This is a genomic window from Micromonospora xinjiangensis, assembly GCF_056150165.1.
Window position 1 is genome coordinate 1,102,533 of the sequence record NZ_JAXCFO010000001.1, and the last position, 19,437, is coordinate 1,121,969.

Annotated in this window: 16 protein-coding genes and 2 pseudogenes; 7 read left to right on the plus strand and 11 right to left on the minus strand. The window is 73.6% G+C overall.

All coding sequences use genetic code 11. The annotated features are described in order from the left end of the window. Nucleotides 1–434: 434 nt before the first annotated feature. The 7 genes and pseudogenes from purE to mca all read right to left on the minus strand — a co-directional run bounded on the left by purE (nt 435) and on the right by mca (nt 8,257). The gene (purE, locus tag SM573_RS05255) at nt 435–935 is read right to left on the minus strand and encodes a 5-(carboxyamino)imidazole ribonucleotide mutase (protein ID WP_474611785.1); all 501 of its coding nucleotides are present in this window, start codon (nt 933–935) and stop codon (nt 435–437) included. Continuing rightward, the gene (locus SM573_RS05260; RefSeq protein ID WP_474615599.1) at nt 932–2,107 is read right to left on the minus strand and encodes a 5-(carboxyamino)imidazole ribonucleotide synthase; all 1,176 of its coding nucleotides are present in this window, start codon (nt 2,105–2,107) and stop codon (nt 932–934) included. Before SM573_RS05260 ends, purE begins: the two co-directional genes overlap by 4 nt. Before the next feature lie 75 nt (nt 2,108–2,182). Next, a pseudogene (locus SM573_RS05265) lies at nt 2,183–2,893 on the minus strand (hypothetical protein); the annotation flags it as partial. 53 nt (nt 2,894–2,946) lie between these two features. Then, nucleotides 2,947–4,177 (minus strand): annotated as a pseudogene (locus SM573_RS05270) (thioredoxin domain-containing protein); the annotation flags it as partial. A gap of 142 nt (nt 4,178–4,319) precedes the next feature. Then, a complete protein-coding gene (locus SM573_RS05275; protein WP_474615737.1) occupies nt 4,320–6,809 on the minus strand; it encodes a putative bifunctional diguanylate cyclase/phosphodiesterase in 2,490 nt (829 codons plus the stop codon). 221 nt (nt 6,810–7,030) lie between these two features. Continuing rightward, nucleotides 7,031–7,324, minus strand: coding sequence for a hypothetical protein (locus SM573_RS05280; RefSeq protein WP_474611783.1), 294 nt, complete (start codon nt 7,322–7,324; stop codon nt 7,031–7,033). Nucleotides 7,325–7,372: 48 nt separating this feature from the next. Further along, the gene (gene mca, locus SM573_RS05285; protein WP_474611782.1) at nt 7,373–8,257 is read right to left on the minus strand and encodes a mycothiol conjugate amidase Mca; all 885 of its coding nucleotides are present in this window, start codon (nt 8,255–8,257) and stop codon (nt 7,373–7,375) included. A gap of 193 nt (nt 8,258–8,450) precedes the next feature. Between mca and SM573_RS05290 the strand changes: the two genes are divergently transcribed. Both SM573_RS05290 and greA read left to right on the plus strand, forming a co-directional pair. Further along, on the plus strand, nt 8,451–8,888 hold the full coding sequence (locus SM573_RS05290; RefSeq protein ID WP_474615600.1) for a DUF4307 domain-containing protein: 438 nt from the start codon (nt 8,451–8,453) through the stop codon (nt 8,886–8,888). Between the two features lie 192 nt (nt 8,889–9,080). Then, on the plus strand, nt 9,081–9,578 hold the full coding sequence (gene greA / locus SM573_RS05295) for a transcription elongation factor GreA (RefSeq protein WP_474611780.1): 498 nt from the start codon (nt 9,081–9,083) through the stop codon (nt 9,576–9,578). Nucleotides 9,579–9,737: 159 nt separating this feature from the next. On the opposite strand, the gene ilvA is transcribed toward greA, so the two are convergent. From ilvA to SM573_RS05310, 3 genes are all read right to left on the minus strand, one after another. Further along, nucleotides 9,738–10,958, minus strand: a complete 1,221-nt coding sequence (gene ilvA, locus SM573_RS05300) for a threonine ammonia-lyase (RefSeq protein WP_474611779.1) — start codon at nt 10,956–10,958, stop codon at nt 9,738–9,740. Between the two features lie 80 nt (nt 10,959–11,038). Beyond that, nucleotides 11,039–12,448 (minus strand): amidase, encoded by a 1,410-nt coding sequence (locus SM573_RS05305; RefSeq protein ID WP_474615601.1) that lies wholly within the window; start codon nt 12,446–12,448, stop codon nt 11,039–11,041. A gap of 16 nt (nt 12,449–12,464) precedes the next feature. Next, nucleotides 12,465–13,607 carry a cystathionine gamma-synthase gene (locus SM573_RS05310; RefSeq protein WP_474611777.1) on the minus strand — a complete coding sequence of 381 codons (1,143 nt, stop codon included), beginning with the start codon at nt 13,605–13,607 and terminating at the stop codon, nt 12,465–12,467. A gap of 192 nt (nt 13,608–13,799) precedes the next feature. Here SM573_RS05310 and SM573_RS05315 point away from each other — a divergent pair, with 192 nt between their 5' ends. From SM573_RS05315 to SM573_RS05335, 5 genes are all read left to right on the plus strand, one after another. After that, on the plus strand, nt 13,800–14,210 hold the full coding sequence (locus tag SM573_RS05315) for an HIT family protein (RefSeq protein ID WP_474611776.1): 411 nt from the start codon (nt 13,800–13,802) through the stop codon (nt 14,208–14,210). Nucleotides 14,211–14,369: 159 nt separating this feature from the next. Then, nucleotides 14,370–15,032 carry a peptide-methionine (S)-S-oxide reductase MsrA gene (msrA, locus tag SM573_RS05320; protein ID WP_474611775.1) on the plus strand — a complete coding sequence of 221 codons (663 nt, stop codon included), beginning with the start codon at nt 14,370–14,372 and terminating at the stop codon, nt 15,030–15,032. Nucleotides 15,033–15,401: 369 nt separating this feature from the next. Next, nucleotides 15,402–16,331 carry a ribonuclease Z gene (locus tag SM573_RS05325; RefSeq protein WP_474611774.1) on the plus strand — a complete coding sequence of 310 codons (930 nt, stop codon included), beginning with the start codon at nt 15,402–15,404 and terminating at the stop codon, nt 16,329–16,331. Continuing rightward, the gene (locus SM573_RS05330) at nt 16,328–16,837 is read left to right on the plus strand and encodes an N-acetyltransferase family protein (RefSeq protein WP_474615602.1); all 510 of its coding nucleotides are present in this window, start codon (nt 16,328–16,330) and stop codon (nt 16,835–16,837) included. Before SM573_RS05325 ends, SM573_RS05330 begins: the two co-directional genes overlap by 4 nt. A gap of 157 nt (nt 16,838–16,994) precedes the next feature. Continuing rightward, nucleotides 16,995–17,951, plus strand: a complete 957-nt coding sequence (locus SM573_RS05335) for a S1C family serine protease (RefSeq protein WP_474615603.1) — start codon at nt 16,995–16,997, stop codon at nt 17,949–17,951. A gap of 96 nt (nt 17,952–18,047) precedes the next feature. Here the strand turns inward: SM573_RS05335 and SM573_RS05340 are convergent, their stop codons facing one another. Next, nucleotides 18,048–19,418, minus strand: coding sequence for a cystathionine beta-synthase (locus tag SM573_RS05340; RefSeq protein ID WP_474611771.1), 1,371 nt, complete (start codon nt 19,416–19,418; stop codon nt 18,048–18,050). Nucleotides 19,419–19,437: the final 19 nt, after the last annotated feature.

A 19,437-nucleotide genomic window follows, 5' to 3' on the forward strand; every position in this document is an offset into this window, starting at 1 on the left:
CGGAACGTGACCGCGTGGCGAGCGGGCCCACCCCACCTGCTCTCCTTTGCTCTGCACCCCTGTGTGCACCACCCCTCCCTACCAGGGGAAACCCGCGAGCCTCGTCCAGCCTCGGCCGCACCCCTCGTCACTGTCCGCACGTGGCGCAGATACGGGTGCAGAGCAAAGGACGCGCAAGCGAGAGTCGTTTCTCTCCTGGTGAACACGGAGAGTGGCCCCGGGTGGGCCAGCGGAACTGACCGGGTGATCAGGAATTCCCGGCTCGGTGGAGAGCGACGCGGTGGGGAACGTACGCCGAGAGCCGGTCGATCAGGGGGAAGGGGTCGCGCGACAGCGCGAGCCGAGAGCGCCGATCAGGGGGAAGGGGTCGCGCGACAGCGCGAGCCGAGAGCGCCGATCAGGGGGAAGAGGTCGCGGCGGACCGAGAGCGTCGATCAGGCCGGCGAAGCCACGGCGGCGCGCAGCGCCGCGTCCTTCTCGTTGATCATCTGCTCCAGGTCCTCCTGGAACGTCGCCATCCGGGCGCGCAGCTCCGGGTCGGCGGCGCCGAGGATCCGGACGGCGAGCAGGCCGGCGTTGCGGGCATTGCCGATCGAGACCGTGGCGACCGGGATGCCGGCCGGCATCTGCACGATGGACAGCAGCGAGTCCATGCCGTCCAGGTGCTTGAGGGGCACCGGCACGCCGATCACCGGCAACGGGGTGACCGAGGCGACCATACCGGGCAGAGCGGCTGCGCCGCCCGCCCCCGCGATGATCACCTTGAGGCCCCGCTCGACCGCGGTCTGGCCGTACTCGATCATCTTCACCGGGGTGCGGTGCGCGGAGACCACGCTTACCTCGTAGGGCACCGCGAAGTCGTCGAGGACCTCGGCGGCGGCCTTCATGGTCGGCCAGTCCGAGTCACTGCCCATGATCAGCCCGACCGTGGTCACTCCTGCCCCTCCCGCAGCCAGCGGGCGGCCCGCGCCGCCCGCGCCCGTACGTCGTCCAGGTCGTCGCCGAGCACCGTGACGTGCCCGATCTTGCGGCCCGGCCGGACCTGCTTGCCGTAGAGGTGCACCTTCGCGCCCGGTTCGGCGGCGAAGAGGTGGTGCAGCCGCTCGTCGATCGACATTCCGCCGGGCTCGCCGCCGAGCACGTTCGCCATCACCACGACCGGCGCGGCGAGCGAGGTGTCCCCCATCGGGTAGTCGAGCACCGCCCGCAGGTGCTGCTCGAACTGCGACGTCCGCGCACCCTCGATGGTCCAGTGCCCGGAGTTGTGCGGGCGCATCGCCAGCTCGTTGACGACGATCGCCGGGCGGCCGGCGGCGTCCACCACCTCGAACAGCTCGACCGCCAGCAGACCCACCACGCCGAGTGACGTGGCCAGGTCGATGGCGAGCTGCTGGGCGCCGAGCGCCAGCTCCTCGGGCAGGTCCGGCGCCGGGGCCAGGACCTCCACGCAGATGCCGTCCACCTGCACGGTCTCGACCACCGGATACGCGGCGACCTGACCGAACGGAGAACGGGCCACCTGCACGGCGAGTTCCCGGCGGAGCGGGACCCGCTCCTCGACGATGAGTTCGGTGCCTCCGGCGAGCAACGTGGCGGCGAGTTCCGCGGCGTGCGCGGCGTCGGTCACCATCCAGACGCCCCGACCGTCGTAGCCGCCGCGCGCCGCCTTCAGCACCACCGGCCAGCCGACCTCGGCACCGAACGTCACGAGGTCGTCCGGCGTGCCCACCGGCCGCCAGGCCGGCACCGGGGCGCCGAGCTCCGTGAGCCGCTCCCGCATCGCCCGCTTGTCCTGCGCGTAGCGCAGCGCGTCGGCCGGCGGGTAGAGCGTCGCGCCCTCCGCCGCGAGGGTGCGGACGTGCTCGTTCGGCACGTGCTCGTGGTCGAAGGTGACCACGTCACAGCCCTTCGCGAAGGTGCGCAGCGCCGCGAGGTCGGTGTGGTCGCCGTACTGGACGTCGGCGGCGACCAGCGCGGCGCCGTCGTCGGGGGCGAGCGCGAGCACGCGCAGTGACTGGCCGAGGGCGATCGCGGCCTGGTGGGTCATCCGGGCCAGCTGGCCGCCACCCACCATGCCGACAACGGGCAGACCGGTACGGGAATCCATAGCGGCGCCAGCCTATCGGGGCCGCTGGTCGACACCGTCGCCGGATGGCGAATCACACGTCCGTCCGTGGCGGGCTCAGCGCCGGCCGAGCTGGCCGACCAGGTCGTCCACCTCCGTGACCGGGCGCTCGCACACGAAACCCCGACAGGCGTACGCGGTGGGCCGCCCGTCGATCATCGGCCGGTCCGCGAGCAGCGGCACCCCGGGCTGGTCGGGCCGACCCGCCACGATCACCGCGCCGGGCGGGGCGTGCCGGTGCGCCGCCGCGAGCAGCGGCTCGCCGGCCGGCTGGTCGGTGACGACGGCGATCTCGTACGGCCCGGAGAGCAGGGCCTCTCCGACGGTCGCCGCGTACCCGGTGAAGCGGGCGTGCGGGGCGACGATCGGGGAGACGGTGGCGAGGGCGGCGTCGGCCGCCTCCCGGTACCGGGTCTCGCCGGTCAGCGCGGCGTACGCCACCAGCGCGGCGGCGATCGCCGAGCGGCCGGACGGGGTGGCGTTGTCGGTCGGGTCCGCTGGCCGGGTGACCAGCTGCTCGGCGTCGTCGGCGGTGTCGAAGAACCCGCCGTCACCGGCGGCGAACCGCTCCAGTGCGACGTCGAGCAGCCGACCGGCCAGCTCCAGCCACCGCCCCTCGCCGGTGAGCTGGTGCACGGCGCAGAACGCCTCCGCCACGCAGCCGTAGTCCTCCAGCACCCCCGCCGGCTCGCCCACCACACCGCCCCGGGAGACGCGCCGCAGCCGGCCGTCGACGAGGTGCCGCTCGGCGAGCACCTCGGCGATCCGGATCGCGGCGGCGCCGGTGACCGGGTCGCCGGTCAGCGCCGTGTGCTCGACCAGCGCGGTGACCGCCAGGCCGTTCCAGGAGGCGACTACCTTGTCGTCGCGGGCCGGCTGCGGGCGGGCGTCGCGGGCCTCGCGCAGCCGGGCTCGGACCCGCTCCCACCGCGCGCCGACGGCCGGGTCCACGTCGTCCACGTCGCGTGCGAGGCGCAGCACGCTGGTGCCGTGCTCGAAGGAGCCCGCCTCGGTGACCGCGAACAGGTCGGCGGCGAACCGGCCGTCCTCCTCGCCGAGCGCCTCGACGAGCTGGGCCGGCGTCCAGGAGTAGGTGAGCCCCTCGACGCCCTCGGTGTCCGCGTCCAACGCGGAGGCGAGACCGCCCTCCGGGGTGCCCAGGTCGTCGATCATGAACGCGGCGGTCTCGGCGGCGATCCGGGCCGCCATCGGGTCACCGGTCAGCCGCCACAGTTGGGTGTACGTCCGCAGCAGCAGCGCGTTGTCGTACAGCATCTTCTCGAAGTGCGGCACGGTCCAGTGCGCGTCGACGGAGTAGCGGGCGAAGCCACCGGCGAGCTGGTCGTAGATGCCGCCGCGCGCCATCGCCTCGCAGGTGTGCCGCACGATCTCCAGGCTGTGCTCCGAGCCGGTGCGCTGGTGGTGCCGGAGCAGGAAGAGCAGGTTCATGTGCGGCGGGAACTTCGGGGCGCCGCCGAAGCCGCCGTTCGTCCCGTCGTACTCCTTGGCGAGCTGAGCGGCCGCGCCGTCGAGCAGCGCGGCCTCCAGCGGGGCGGACGGGCCGCCCACGGCCTGGGCGCCGCCGATCGCCTCGACCACCGCGGCGCCCTGGCGCAGCACGTCGTCCCGCTGGTCGCGCCAGGCGGTGCTCACCGACGACAGCAGGCGCAGGAACGTGGCCTTCGGGTAGTAGGTGCCGCAGAAGAACGGCGTGCCGTCCGGGGTGGCGAAGACGGTCATGGGCCAGCCGCCCTGGCCCGTCATGGCCTGCGTGGCGGTCATGTAGACCGCGTCGACGTCCGGCCGTTCCTCCCGGTCCACCTTCACCGACACGAAGTCGGCGTTCATCAGGGCGGCGACCGACTCGTCCTCGAACGACTCGTGTGCCATCACGTGACACCAGTGGCAGGCGGCGTAGCCGACCGAGATGAGCACGGGCACGTCACGCCGGCGCGCCTCGGCGAACGCCTCCTCGCACCACGGCCACCAGTCGACCGGGTTGCCGGCGTGCTGGAGCAGATAGGGGCTCGTGGCGTCAGCGAGTCGGTTCACCCGACGACCATAACCAGCCGGCGCGTACCCCGCCCGCGCTCCGCCCGTCCGCCCCCCGCCCACCTGCTCGGTGAGCAGGGGCGCCGCGTCAGGAAACCGCCGCCCGCGATGAGGGGATCTCCTGATCACCGGGCTCAGGGGGTCAGGAGGCGCCGTCGGCGCGGAGGGGGAAGACGTTGGGGCGGGCGTCGTCGAGCAGGGTGCCGAGGACCGCCCCGATCTTGTCGGCCGGCATGGGCTTGAAGAAGTGGTAGCCCTGGGCGGCGGTGCAGCCCAGCTCGGCCAGCGCTGTGCGCTGCTCGGCGGTCTCCACCCCCTCCGCGACGACCCGCAGGCCCAGCTCGTGGGCGAGACCGACGGTGGTACGCACGATCGCCGCCGCCTCCGGCGAATCGGCCATCCGGATCACGAAGGAGCGGTCCACCTTCAGCTCGTCCACGGCGATCCGGGTGAGGAACGTCAGCGACGAGAAGCCGGTGCCGAAGTCGTCCACGGCGAGCTGCACGCCCATCGACCGGAGCGTGGCCAGCACCTCGTCGATGACCTCCAGCTCGCTCATCACCACCGTCTCGGTGATCTCCAGCACCAGGCGGTGCGCGGGCACCTGGTGGCGGCGCAGCGCCTCGGCGATCTCGTCGGGCAGGCGCGGGTCGAGCAGGCTGCGCGCGGAGAGGTTGACCGAGATCGGGATGTCCAACCCCTGCCGACCCCAGCCGGCGGCGACCGCCAGGGCCTTGTCCAGCACGTACCGGGTGAACGTGCCGAGCTGCTCGCTGTTCTCCACGGGCCGGATGAAGTCGACCGGGCTGAGCCAGCCGCGCCGCGGGTGCCGCCACCGGATCAGCGCCTCCACGCCGGTCGGCGCGCCGGTGGCCAGGTCGACCGCCGGCTGCAACGCCAGGACGAGCTGGTCCTCCACCTCCAGGGCCTCCCGCAGCTCGGCCAGGAGAGCGAGCTGGTCGGTGCTCGCCGCGTCCCGGGTGCTGTCGTACGCGGCGACGTTGCCGCCGCCCTCCTTGGCCTGGTACATCGCGATGTCGGCCCGGCGGAGCAGCTCCGTCAGGTCGGCGGTGCCGGCGTCGGCCACCACGACGCCCACGGACACCTCGACGGACATCCGCACCCCGGCGACCTCGGTGGGCGCGGCCAGCCGCTCGGCGATCTCGCGGGCCTGTCGCAGCGCGTACGCCATCGGCGCGGCGCGGTCGCCGATCACCGGGACCGACGTGAGTAGCAGCGCGAACTCGTCGCCGCCGAGCCGGCCCAGCAGGTCGCCGGGACGGGCCAGCGCGCTCAGCCGGTTGGCGGCCAACCGCAGCAACTGGTCACCGGCCGCGTGCCCGAGGGTGTCGTTGACCTCCTTGAACTGGTCGATGTCGAGCAGCAGCAGCGCCACCGGGTGGTCGTGGGCGAGCTGCCGCAACGCCTGGTCGCCCTTGCTGAGCATGGCCGAGCGGTTGACCAGCCCGGTGAGCGGATCGTGCACCGCCTCGTACGACGACCGCGCGGTGACGAGGCGCAGCTCGCGGTGGGTCGCGGCGTCGTGCAGCGCGGCGGCGAGCGCGTCGCCGAAGGCGGCCACCGCGTCCCTTTCCCGTCCGTTCGGCGGCGCCGACCGGGGGAAGCGGACCCGCAGCCGCCCGACCGGCGTGTCGCCGACCGTGAGCAGGCGCACCAGCTCGTGGTCCACGGGCTCCCCCGGCCCCGGCTCGGCGATTTCCCGGTCGACCAGGCCGCCCGCGGCGTCCCCGCGGTAGCGCCGCCAGCGCCCGTCACCCCGGGCCACGTCCACGTCGACCAGTTCGGCGTGGAACAGGGCCAGCGCCCCGTTGACGGCGGCGGCGGCCACGCCCCGCTCGTCGAGCTGGTTGAGCGCCGAGGTGGCCTCGGCGAAGGTACGCCAGGTGCGGCGTTCCTGGTCGGCCCGGAGTCGGTGCCGGTAGGTCTGGTGGAGCAGCCACAGTGGCGGCGGGAGCAGCAGCAGCCAGCGCGGGTCGATCTGGAGCAGCAGCACCACCACCAGACCCACCACGACGTTGCCGACGAACATCAGCAGCTTCCCGCGCAGCGTGGCGAGCAGCAGCGCCCCGATCGAGACGCCGTGCCGCAGGCCCAACGTGGCCGCGCTGAGGCCGACCGTGACGAGCAGGTAGGTCACCGCACCGGCGATCAGGGCCGCCGCCAGCCCCGGCGTGAAGGGCGCCAGGAGCGGCTGCCCGAGCGCGGTGGTGACGGCCACGGCGAGGGCGGACGCGGCCGCCAGCGACGCCGCGATCCGGACGGTCTCCAGCACCGGTCGGCGCTCACCGAACGCGGAGAGCGCCGACCAGGCGAGCCCGGCGCCGAGCAGGGTGGCGGAGGGGATCCAGCCGGTGGGCACCAGGTGGAGGCAGATGATCAGGGCGGCCTCGCCCCAGCCGATGCTCACCATGCCGGCCGGGGCGCGGAACCGCAGCCGGACCAGCTGGGCCAGGGCGACCACGACGACCGCGATGCCGTAGCGGGCCGCCGGGGGGAGCGGGTCGTCGGCGGGCAGCCGGTGGGGCAGGGTGAGCCCGACCAGCGCGGCCGCGAGGCTGGTGAGGGCGACCGCGACGGTCAGCACCAGCACCTGCGGCGCGACCCCGCGCACCCCGAGCCGATCGGCCTGCTCGCCGGCCCTGCCGGACGTCACCGACCCGCTCCGTGGGCTGCCCGTGGGGCCGTACGGCGGGCAGCCGCTGCTGTGACGGTCATCGGCGCCCCCTCCCGCGCACGGCTCGGGGACTTTCGGTCCCCCCGGCGGAAGGCTAAGCCAAACCCGATGGTCGCAACAGGGGGCGACCGCCGGGTTCAGCGTGATTCACGCGCGAACTACCCGTTTCGGCGCTGCTGGTGCCCGGTGGGAGCGTCCGCGGATGAATCCTGTCCTCCGGTCCCGTCCGTCGGATCGACGGCCGCCGCGTCCGCCCGGCCGGGCTCACCCGGTCGCCCCTGCCGGGGGAACCGGTCGGGCAGGCGGCGCAGCCGCGAGTTCATGTTGCGGATCAGCAGGACGGTGGCGGTGCCCAGCAGCAGGATGAGGAAGAGACCCATCGGGCCGGCCAGGCCACCCGTGCGGGTGTCCCCGAAGTTGTTCTCCGCGAGCACCTGTGCAGCGGTCAGCATGGCGTTCCTCCGAGATGCGGTTGGTGACCAGCGTAGCGCCGCCCCGGATCAGCGAGCATGCACCGTCTCACGGACGCCGGCGAAGAGGTCCGACTCGGGGACCGGGCTGTCCACCAGCGAGCGGGCCAGGTGGAAGTCCTCGGTGGGCCAGGCGCTCTGCTGGATCTCCATCGGCACGCGGAACCAGAAGCCGTCCGGGTCGACCTGGGTGGCGTGGGCCCGCAGCGCGTCGTCGCGGACGGGGAAGTACTCCCCGCACGGCACCCGGGTGGTGATCTCCGGACGCGCGTCGTCCGGCTCCTCCTCCCAGCGCTTGAGCCAGTCCTGGTAGGGCGACTCCAGCCCGGCGGCGAGCATCGCCTCGTGCAGGGCCATGATCTTGCCCCGGGAGAACCCGGCGTCGTAGTAGAGCTTCAGCGGCTGCCACGGCTCGCCCAGGTCGGGGTAGCGCTCCGGGTCGCCCGCGGCGTCGAAGGCGGCCACGGTGATCTTGTGGCACATGATGTGGTCGGGGTGGGGGTAGCCGCCGCGCTCGTCGTACGTCGTCACGACGTGCGGACGGAACTCGCGCATGAGCCGCACCAGCGGGCCGGCGGCGACCTCGACCTCCTGGAGGGCGAAGCACCCCCCGGGCAGCGGCGGCAGCGGGTCGCCCTCCGGCAGCCCGGAGTCGACGAAGCCGAGCCAGGCCTGCTCGACGCCGAGGATGGCGCGGGCCGCGTCCATCTCGGCGCGCCGGATCTCCCCGATGTTGGCCCACACGTCGGGCCGGTCGAGCTTCGGGTTGAGCACGCTGCCGCGCTCACCCCCGGTGCACGTCGCCACGAGGACCTCCACGCCCTCGGCCACGTACTTGGCCATGGTGGCGGCACCCTTGCTGGATTCGTCGTCCGGGTGCGCGTGGACGGCCATGAGGCGCAGCTGTTCTGCCAACGTGGGCACTCCTCGTCTGGGGCGGTCGACCCGGCCGGGCCGGTGACCTGCCAAAATCCTCCCACCCGGCGCCCCGCCGGGCGGTCACCTCCGACAGCCGACCTGCCATGCTTGAGGCGGATCCGGGCTGAGAGGATGGACAAGAGCCATTCTTGCCGATGCCGCCGACAACGACGCCAGGAGATACCCGCCGGTGAGCGAGACGCACACCACAATCACACCGGGAGCCCCGGTATTCCCGCCCGGCCGTTACGGCCGCCGCCGGGAGCCGGGCGGGCGCGGTCCGAAGGTCCTGGCGGTGGTGGCGCTGGTCGCGCTGCTCGCCGTGCTGAGCGTGATCGCGGTCCGCCTCTACCGGCAGTACGGCGACCCGAACTACGACGCCCAGGTCGTCACCTACACCGACGTCACGGACACCCACGTGCGGGTCGACTTCCGGGTGACCGTTCCGTCCGGCGGCTCGGCGGTCTGCGTGCTGCGCGCCCGTGACCGGGCCGGCAACGAGGTGGCCCGCGAGGAGGTCACCGTGACCGCGCCGGCCGGGGAACGCCACGTGACCGTCCAGCACCGGCTGACGACCACCGGCCGCGCCTTCATCGGCGAGGTGCTGCGGTGCCGGCCGGCGGCCTGACGCCAGCGCCGCCGACAGCCTGCTGACCAGGGCGTACGCGGCGAACGCGGCCGCGCCCGCGCGCCGGCGGGGCGGCTCACCGCCGGTGCCCGGAGCGCCCACCGGTGGTGATCGTCGCCACGCCGTGTCGTAGCGCACTGGTAACTTGGAGGTTCACCTGTAGCCGGCCACGCACATCTGAGGAGATCGCCTGTGTCCACTGGCAACGAGGCGCCCGCCACCTGGCTGTCGCAGGACGCTTACGACCGACTCCAGGCGGAGCTCGACGAGCTGATCGCCAACCGTCCGGTCATCGCCGCCGAGATCAACGCTCGGCGCGAGGAGGGCGACCTGCGCGAGAACGGCGGCTACCACGCCGCCCGTGAGGAGCAGGGCAAGGCCGAGGGGCGCATCCGCTACCTCCAGGAGCTCCTGCGCACCGCCAAGGTCGGCGAGGCGCCGTCGGCCGACGCGGTGGCACCCGGCATGGTGGTGACGATCTACTTCGACGACGACAAGGACGACACCGAGACCTTCCTGCTCGGTTCGCGGGAGATCGCGTCCACGACCGACCTCACCGTCTACAGCCCGGAGTCGGCGCTGGGCAAGGCCATCATGGGCGGCCGCGCCGGTCAGACCTGCACCTACACGGCGCCCAGCGGCGCCGAGATCAAGGTGACGGTGGTCAGCTTCGAGCCGTTCGGCGGCTGAGCCCCGCGGGCCGCTCGACCGGCCCCGCACCCGACCTCGCGAGGCGTGGCACCATCGGTGCCACGCCTCGCCGCCTGAGGGCCCCGGGAAGCAAGGGATGGTGGTGCCGTTCAGCCCCACCACGCGCACGTACCCACCAAGATCGGGCGGGGACGGGGGTTAGGCTTCGTCGGCGAAGACGACCTGGTAGCCGCTCGCCCGCAGGGCGCTGATCAGCGTGTCGGAGTGCTCCACGCCGCGCGTCTCCACCGACAGCGCGACCTCCACCTCGCCGAGGTGCAGGTGCGGGTGGGCCCGCTGGTGCACCACGTCCACGACGTTCGCCCGGTGCTCGGCGATCTCGCCGAGGAGCGAGGCGAGCTGGCCCGGGCGGTCCGAGCAGCGCACCGTGAACCGCAGGTAGCGGCCGGCGGCGGCCAACCCGTGCTCGATGACCCGCAGCATGAGCAGCGGGTCGATGTTCCCGCCGGAGAGCACCGCGACCACCGGCGCCTCGACCTGCACGACCCCGGCCAGCAGTGCCGCGACGCCGACCGCCCCGGCCGGCTCGACGACCTGCTTGCCCCGCTCCAGCAGCATGAGCAACGCCCGGGAGATGTCCTCCTCGGAGACGGTGACCACCTCGTCCACGAGCTTCCGCACGTGGGTGAAGGTGAGATCACCGGGGCGGCCCACCGCGATGCCGTCGGCGATGGTGCTGAACGCCGGCAGCCGCACCGGCTCCCCGGCGCTCAGCGAGGGCGGGTACGCGGCGGCGCCGACCGCCTGGACGCCGATCACCCGAATGTCGGGGCGCAGCGCCTTGGCGGCCACCGCGATCCCGGAGACGAGGCCGCCACCGCCCACGCCGGTGATGATCGTCTTGACGTCCGGGCACTGCTCGAGGATCTCCAGCGCCACCGTGCCCTGGCCGGCGATCACGTCCCGGTGGTCGAACGGGTGGATCAGCACCGCCCCGGTGCGCTCCGCGTACGTCTGTGCGGCCACCAGCGACTCGTCGACGGTGTTGCCGACCAGCTCGACCTGCGCGCCGTACCCCTTGGTAGCCGCCACCTTCGGCAGCGGCGCGTTCACCGGCATGAAGACCGTGGCGTGCGTGCCGACCAGCCCGGCCGCCAGCGCCACGCCCTGGGCGTGGTTGCCGGCGCTCGCGGCGACGACCCCCAGCGCCCGCTCCTCCTCCGACAGCCGGGAGATCCGCACGTACGCGCCGCGCACCTTGTACGACCCGGCCCGCTGCACGTTCTCGCACTTCAGCCAGGCCGGGCCACCCAGGACGGCGCTGAGCGGCCGGGAAGGCTCCAGGGGGGTGGTGCGGGTGACGCCGGCGAGCAGTTCCCGCGCGGCCCGTACGTCGGCGAGACCGACCAGTTCCGTCATGCCCCGATCGTGCCACCCGGCCACGCCGGCTCCGGCGGCGACGCCCCCGGGCCGTCAGCCTCGCGACACAGGCCGGATGATCACGCCACGGCGGGCGATCCGGTGCCCACCCTCGGGTAGCCGGGAGCGTGCCGCGGCCACGGGGACTGCATCTCGAACTGGCCGGCGACGCCGAGCAGCAGCAGCTCCGACCCGGGTGGCCCGACCAGTTGCACGGCGACCGGCAGCCCGTCCGGGCGCCGCCCCACGGGCACCACGATCGACGGCAGGCCGGCGATGTTCCACGGCGCCGCGTACGGGGCGTACCGGATGTTGGCCGCCATGTTGGCGCGCCACGAGCGGGACGACCAGCCGGTCGCCTCCGGTGGCGGCCCGGCCAGCGCCGGGGTGAGCAGCACGTCGACCGAGTGGTCGGTGAAGAAGCCGATGGAGCGGTCCCGCCAGGCGGCCCGGTCGGCCTCCCGCACGTACCCGCGCCGCTGTGCCCACTCGCCCAGCGCCACGTGCCGGCGGCTGCGCCGCTGGAGGCCGTGCCGGTCGACGCCGCTCGCCTGCACCTCGGCGGCGGCCGCCGCGAACCAGGTGGCGATCCCCTGGAGGCCGAGCCGCGTCGGGTAGACCGGGTCGGCGGGCACGGTGTCGTGCCCGGCGGCGGCGAGCAGCCGCCCCGCGGCGGCGACCGCGTCCCGGTTGGGGGCGTCCGGCGACACCCCGCGCACCGGGGAGCGCAGCGACACGCCGACCCGCAGCCGCTGCGGAGGCACCAGCTTCTCCGGGCGGCGCCCGGCCAGCACCGAGAAGCCCACCGCCGCGTCGGCGACCGTCGTCGTCAGCATCCCGTGCTCGGTGAGACCGAACCAGTCGTCCGCGCCGAGCTGGCAGGGGATGACACCCCGGCCGGGCTTGAGCCCGACCAGGCCGCAGCAGGCCGCGGGGATGCGGATGGAGCCGAGGCCGTCGTTGCCGTGCGCGATCGGCACCAGGCCGGCGGCCACCGCGGCCGCCGCGCCGCCGGAGGACCCGCCGGGCGTACGCCGGGTGTCCCAGGGGTTGCGCGTCACGCCGCTCTCGTCGTCGGTGAGCGCCCAGAGGCCGAGCTCCGGCATCCGGGTCACCCCGAGGATCACCGCACCGGCGCCGCGCAGGCGGCGGACCACCTCGTGGTCGGCCTCGGCGACGGGCGTACGGACGGCGGCCGACCCGTTCCAGGTGGGCAGGCCGGCGACCGGGGTGTTCTCCTTCACCGCCACCGGCACCCCGGCCAGCGGGAGGTTCGCCAGGTCCTCCTGCTCGTCGACCTTCTCCGCCTCGGTGATCGCCTCCCCGCCGCGCACCGCGCGGAACGCGGCGAGGTCGGCGTCGGCCCGCACGATGTGGTCGAGGTGGTCCGCGACGACCTGGGTGGCGGAGACGTCGCCCCGCCGTACGCCCCGGGCGATCTGCTTGGCGGTCGCCCCGACCCAGGTCGGCATGATGTCCTGCACGGCCACCCTCCCCAGCCAGCGGTCAGCCCAGCGCCTGCTCCAGATCGGCGAGCAGGTCGTCGACCGTCTCGATGCCGACAGACAGTCGCACGAGATCGCCGGGAACTTCAAGCGGCGAGCCCGCAGCGCTTGCGTGTGTCATCCGGCCCGGGTGCTCGATCAGGGATTCCACGCCGCCGAGCGACTCGGCGAGCACGAACAGCTTGGCCCGGTTGCAGATCTCGACCGCGTGGTCCTCGCCCCCGGCCGCGCGGAAGGAGATCATGCCGCCGAACCGCCGCATCTGCTTCGCGGCCACCTCGTGGCCGGGGTGCGAGGGCAGCCCCGGGTAGATCACCTGCGCCACCTTGGCGTGCCCGTCGAGGTACGCGGCCAGCCGCTCCGCGTTGTCGCAGTGCCGGTCCATCCGTACGCCCAGCGTCTTGAGGCCGCGCAGGGTGAGCCACGCGTCGAAGGGCCCGTTGACGGCGCCCATGGCGTTCTGGTGGTACCGCAGCTCCTCGCCGAGCGCGGCGTCGGCGGTGATCAGGGCGCCGCCCACCACGTCGGAGTGACCACCGATGTACTTGGTCGTCGAGTGGACCACCACGTCCGCGCCGAGGGCGATCGGCTGCTGCAGGTACGGCGAGGCGAACGTGTTGTCGACCACCAGCAGGGCGCCCGCGTCGTGCGCGACGGCGGCCAGGACGGCGATGTCGGCGATGCCGAGCAGGGGGTTGGTGGGCGTCTCCACCCAGACGATCTTCGTGCTGCCCGGGCGGATCGCGGCCCGGATCGCGTCCGGGTCGGAGACCTTGGCGGGGGTGAACTCCAGCCCCCACCGCTCGACCACCCGCGCGAAGAGCCGGTAGGTGCCGCCGTACGCGTCGTCCGGGATGACCACGTGGTCACCGGGCTTGCAGACGGTACGCAGCAGCGTGTCCTCGGCCGCCAGCCCGCTGGCGAACGCGAGCCCGACCGCGCCGCCCTCCAGCGCGGCCAGGCACTCCTGGAGCGCGTCGCGGGTCGGGTTGCCGGACCGGCTGTACTCGTAGCCGAGCCGGGGCGCGCCGACCGCGTCCTGCGCGTACGTGCTGGTCTGGTAGATGGGTGGGATCACCGCGCCGGTGCGGGCCTCGGGGTCCTGACCGGCGTGGATGGCGAGCGTCTCGAAGCCGTGACTCATTCCCGTGACGTTAGTCCGCCGGCCCCGCAGACCGGGCGCAACCCGGCGCGCGTCACGACGTCATCCGGCCGGCCGGATCCGCGGGCGGCGGCGCGCGTGGGCGGCGGGTCGCCGCGGTGGCGGGGTCCCGACCCGCCGCCCCGCCGGATCGGCGTTGTGGTGCCGGACAGGGGCGCCGCATAGCCTGGCGGCGTGGCGGAATGTGTCTTCTGCGGGATCGTGGCGGGTACGGTGCCGGCGTTCCGGGTGGCCGACGAGCCGGACGGCGTGGCCTTCCTGGACACCCGGCCGGTCTTCAAGGGGCACGTGCTGGTGGTGCCGCGCACCCACCTGGTGACGCTCGCCGAGCTGCCCGCCGACTCGCTGGCCGGCTACTTCGGGCTCGTGCAGCGGCTGGCGGTGGCGGTCGAGTCCGGTCTGGGGGCCGGTGGGACGTTCGTGGCCATGAACAACAAGGTGTCGCAGTCCGTCCCGCACCTGCACACCCACGTCGTGCCGAGGACGAAGGGCGACGGGCTGCGGGGTTTCTTCTGGCCCCGCACCCGCTACACCGACGACGCCGAGGCGCGGTCGTACGCCGACCGGGTGACGAAGGCCCTCTGATCCGTCGAGATCCTGGTCGGAACAGGCCCGGGGAGAGGCCGGCCACCACCAAGATCTCTGTCGAGCCGGCGGGACCTGCCTGCGCGCAGGCTCAGCGGGTAAGGATGGGTGACCCGGCGGTGTTGCACAGGCTGGGAAAGCCAAGAGAGGAGTCCCACCGTGTTCCTTCGCCGCATGAAGGCCGAGATGATCTCCCCTGACCGAGCCCTGCCGGGCCGCCTGATCGCCATGCCGGTCGCCGACCGGCACGAGGTCCTCGGCACCCCGCTGAAGGGGCCCTTCCCGGAGGGCAGCCAGGTCGCCGTCTTCGGCATGGGGTGTTTCTGGGGCGCCGAGCGGCTGTTCTGGACCCTGCCGGGCGTGATCACCACCTCCGCCGGCTACGCGGGCGGCTACACGCCGAACCCGACGTACGAGGAGGTCTGCTCCGGGATGACCGGGCACGCCGAGGTGGTCCAGGTCGTCTACGACCCCACGAAGATCACCTACGAGGACCTGCTCAAGGTCTTCTGGGAGAACCACGACCCGACGCAGGGCATGCGCCAGGGTAACGACGTGGGCACCCAGTACCGGTCGGCGATCTACGCGACCACCGACGAGCAGCTGGCCACCGCGACCGCCTCCCGCGACGCGTTCGCGCCGATCGTGGCGCGCGCCGGCAAGGGTGAGATCACCACGGAGATCGACCGGCTCGGTGCGTACTACCTCGCCGAGGACTACCACCAGCAGTACCTCGCCCCCACCAAGAACCCCAACGGCTACTGCAACCACGGGCCGAACGGGCTGAGCTGCCCGGTCGGCATCGCGCGCACCGCCGGCTGACCCGACATACCCACCGATCCCGCCGCCCGTGGCCCCGCGCCGCGGGCGGCGCGCATTCCCACCACCGCTGTGATCGAAATCCGTTGCCGAGGCCACCGGGGACTGGATAGCGTGGCGGTACACGGGAAAGGAGGTGGTCCAGACTTGTATAGCAATCGGACTCGTGAGGTGGCTGTCCGCTAGCCGCTGTCCTCGACAGTAATCCCGTCCGCCGCGAGGCGGGCACAGGCACCATCGTCGAGACCGTGTGGCAGCGGTGCGGCGAATCCACGACAGCCACCCGACCCCCGGGGTGCCGGCCCAAGTCCAGCCGGCCCGCGCGCGAGCGCGGACACCCCGGGGGTCGCTTCATATGCGCCGGAGGACACCGTGTCGATGCGCGAGCTGGTGGTGCTCGGGACGGCCAGCCAGGCGCCGACCCGGCAGCGCAACCACAACGGCTACGTGCTGCGCTGGGACGACGAGGTGATCCTCTTCGACCCGGGTGAGGGCAGCCAACGACAGCTGTTGCACACCACGGTCACCGCCACCGACCTGACCCGGATCTGCGTGACCCACTTCCACGGCGACCACTGCCTCGGCCTGCCCGGCACCATCCAACGTCTCTCCCTGGACCGGGTGCCGCACCCCGTGGCGGTGCACTTCCCGGCCGGCGGCGCGGAGTACTTCGCCCGGCTGCGGTACGCCACGAGCTTCTACGAGACCGCCGAGCTGCGGGTCGAGCCGATCGAGACCGACGGGCAGCGGATCGCGCTGCGCTGCGGCACGCTGGAGGCGCGCCGGCTGCGCCACCCCATTGAGACGTACGGCTACCGGCTGGTGGAGCCGGACGGCCACCGGATGCTGCCGGAGAGGCTGGCGGCGTACGGCATCGCCGGCCCGGCCGTCGGGGAGCTGATCCGCGTCGGCCACCTCGACCTCGACGGCCGCCGCGTCAGCCGCGACGAGGTGAGCGTGGCCCGGCCCGGGCAGCGGTTCGCCTTCGTGATGGACACCGGCCTCTGCGACGGCGTGTACGCCCTCGCCGAGCACGCCGACCTGCTGGTCATCGAGTCGACCTTCCTGGAGCCGGAGGCCGCCCTCGCCGCCGAGGTCGGCCACCTCACGGCAGCCCAGGCCGCGCGGGTGGCGGCCGAGTCGGGCGTACGCCGGCTCGTGCTCACCCACTTCTCCCAGCGGTACGCGGATCCGCGCCGGTTCCTCGACGAGGCGCGGGCGCACTTCGACGGGGACCTGGTCATCGCTGCGGACCTGACCACGGTGCAGGTCCCGCCCCGCCGGGTAGCCTCGGCCGGGTGACGGTCACGCTCCGCCCGGCCACCGCCGACGACCTGATGGCGGTCGGCGCCCTGCACCAGCGGTCGCGGGTCGCCGCGTACTCGCCCTTCCTGCCGCCGGAGGCGCTCGCCGAGCCGACCGCCGAGGCGATGGGGCGGTACTGGGTGGAGCGCTGGGGGTGGGAGCGCGACAGCCACCTCATGACGGTCGCCGAGCGCGACGGGGAGCTGGTCGGCTTCAGCTACCTCGGCCCGGACGACGAGGACGACCCGGCCACCGGCCTGCTCAACGCGATCCATCTGGACCCGGCCGAGCGCGGCCGGGGCACCGGCCGGACCCTGATGATCGACGTGCTGGCCACCATGCGGGACCGGGGGTGGCGGCGGGCGGCGCTGTGGGTGCTCGAACGGAACGCGCACGCCCGGCGCTTCTACGCGCGCGGCGGCTGGACCCCGACCGGCGGCGAGCGCGTCGACCTCATCGGCTCGGCGCCCGTCACCCAGCTGCGCTACACCCGCCCGCTGTAGACCGAAGGGCACCCGATCCGGCACGCTGGCGCACCGGTGCTGTCCCCCCACCCCGGCGGTGCGCTCCCCGTCCCGATGCGCCGCCGGGCGGCGGGCTGTTCGCTCTGGGCGGAGCCGGTCCGGGCATGACCGTCGATCGGGCCGCGTTGCTCCCGTCATGGACACCGAGCACACCGCGCCGGAGCGGGCCGAGGCCGCCGCTCTCGACGCGTACTCCCAGGTGGTCACGACCGTGGCGGCCCGGGTGCTGCCCAGCGTGGCCGCCCTGTCGGTGCGGACCGCGCGCGGGGCCGGCGCCGGTTCGGCGGTCACCGTGGGCACCGACGGCCTCCTGCTGACCAGCGCACACGTCGTGCAGGGCGCGCGGGACGGCACGGCCGCGTTCGGCGACGGCACCGAGGCCCGCTTCCGGGTGGTCGGCGCCGATCCGCTGTCGGACCTCGCCGTGCTGCGGGTGGACGAGACCACCGTCCCGCCGGTCGAGCTGGGCGACGCCGACGGGCTGCGCATCGGCCAGCTCGTGGTGGCCGTCGGCAACCCGATGGGGCTGGCCGGCTCGGTCACCGCCGGCGTGGTCTCCGGTCTCGGCCGGTCGCTGCCGGCCCGCGACGGCCGGGTGACCCGGCTCATCGAGGACGTGATCCAGACCGACGCGGCGCTGAACCCGGGCAACTCGGGTGGCGCCCTGGCCGACTCGGCCGGACGCGTCATCGGGGTGAACACCGCGGTCGCCGGGTACGGGCTGGGGCTCGCCGTGCCGATCAACGCCACCACCCGCCAGATCATCGCGGACCTCGCGAGCGACGGCCGGGTGCGCCGGGCCTGGCTGGGCGTCGCGGGGGCCCCGGTGCCGCTGCCGCCGGAGGTGGCGGCGCGTACCGGCCAGCGGCGCGGGCTGCGGGTCGTCGAGGTGGTGCCGGGCAGCCCGGCCGGACTGGCCGGGATCTACCTGGGCGACGTGATCCTCTCGGCCGGGGGTCGCCCGATCGGTGATGGCCAGGGGCTGCAACGACTCATGCTCGGCTCGGCGATCGGCAACCGCCTGCCGGTGACGGTGCTGCGCAAGGGGGCGTTCGTCGACGTGGTGGCGGTACCCACCGAGCTCGGTCGCTGAGCGCCGCACCGGTGCCACCGCACGACCGGGCCCCTTCCCGTACGAGAAGGGGCCCGGTCGCGGGTCGGCGGGCTGTCGCGGGTCGGCGGACTTTCGTCAGCGGGCGCCGAGGTGGGCCAGCAGGTCCTGCCGGGTGAGCACGCCCTTGGGCTTGCCGTCGACCAGCACCAGCGCGGCGTCGGACTTCTCCAGCAGGGCGACGGCCTCGGTCACCGGCTGCCCGCCACCGATCATCGGCAGCGGCGCGGCCATGTGCCGCTCGATCGTGTCGTGCAGGTGCGCCTGGCCGGTGAAGAGCGCGTCGAGCAGGTCCCGCTCGGCGATCGAGCCGGCCACCTCGCCGGTGACCACCGGGGGCTCGGCCTTCAGCACGGGCAGCTGCGAGACGCCGTACTCGCGCATGTAGTCGATCGCGTCGCGGACGGTCTCGGTCGGGTGCACGTGCACCAGTTCGGGCAGGCCGCCGGGCTTGCTCGCGAGCGCGTCGGCCACGGTCGGCTCGGTGCCGGAGTTGTCGAGGAAGCCGTACCGGGCCATCCAGTCGTCGTTGAAGATCTTGGAGAGGTAGCCGCGGCCGCCGTCCGGCAGCAGCACCACCACCACGTCGTCCGGGCCGGCCTTGCGGGCCACCTCCAGGGCGGCCACCACGGCCATGCCGCAGGATCCGCCCACCAGCAGGCCCTCCTCGCGGGCCAGCCGCCGGGTCATCTCGAACGAGGCCTTGTCCGAGACCTCGACGATCTCGTCGGCGACGCCGCGGTCGTACGTCTCCGGCCAGAAGTCCTCGCCGACCCCCTCCACCAGGTAGGGCCGGCCGGTGCCGCCCGAGTAGACCGAGCCCTCCGGGTCGGCGCCGACGACGCGCACGCGCCCGTCGGAGGCCTCCTTCAGGTAGCGGCCGATGCCGGAGATGGTGCCGCCGGTGCCGACGCCCGCCACGAAGTGCGTGATCCGGCCCTCGGTCTGCTTCCACACCTCGGGGCCGGTGGTCTCGTAGTGGGAGCGCGGGTTGGCCGGGTTGCTGTACTGGTCCGGCTTCCACGCGCCGGGGATCTCACGGGCCAGGCGGTTGGAGACGTTGTAGTACGAGCGCGGGTCCTCCGGGGCGACCGCGGTGGGGCAGACCACCACCTCGGCGCCGTACGCCCGCAGCACGTCCTGCTTGTCCTGGCTGACCTTGTCCGGGCAGACGAACACGCAGCGGTAGCCCTTGAGCTGGGCCACCAGAGCCAGGCCGACGCCCGTGTTGCCGCTGGTCGGCTCGACGATGGTGCCGCCCGGCTTCAGCAGGCCGGCGGCCTCCGCGTCCTCCACCATGCGCAGCGCGATGCGGTCCTTCACCGAGCCGCCCGGGTTGAGGTACTCCACCTTCGCCAACACGGTGGCCTGGATGCCCTCCGTGACGCTCCGCAGGCGTACCAGCGGGGTGTTTCCGATCATGTCGACGACGTTGTCGTAGTACTGCACCTCGATGTGTCCTTCTCCT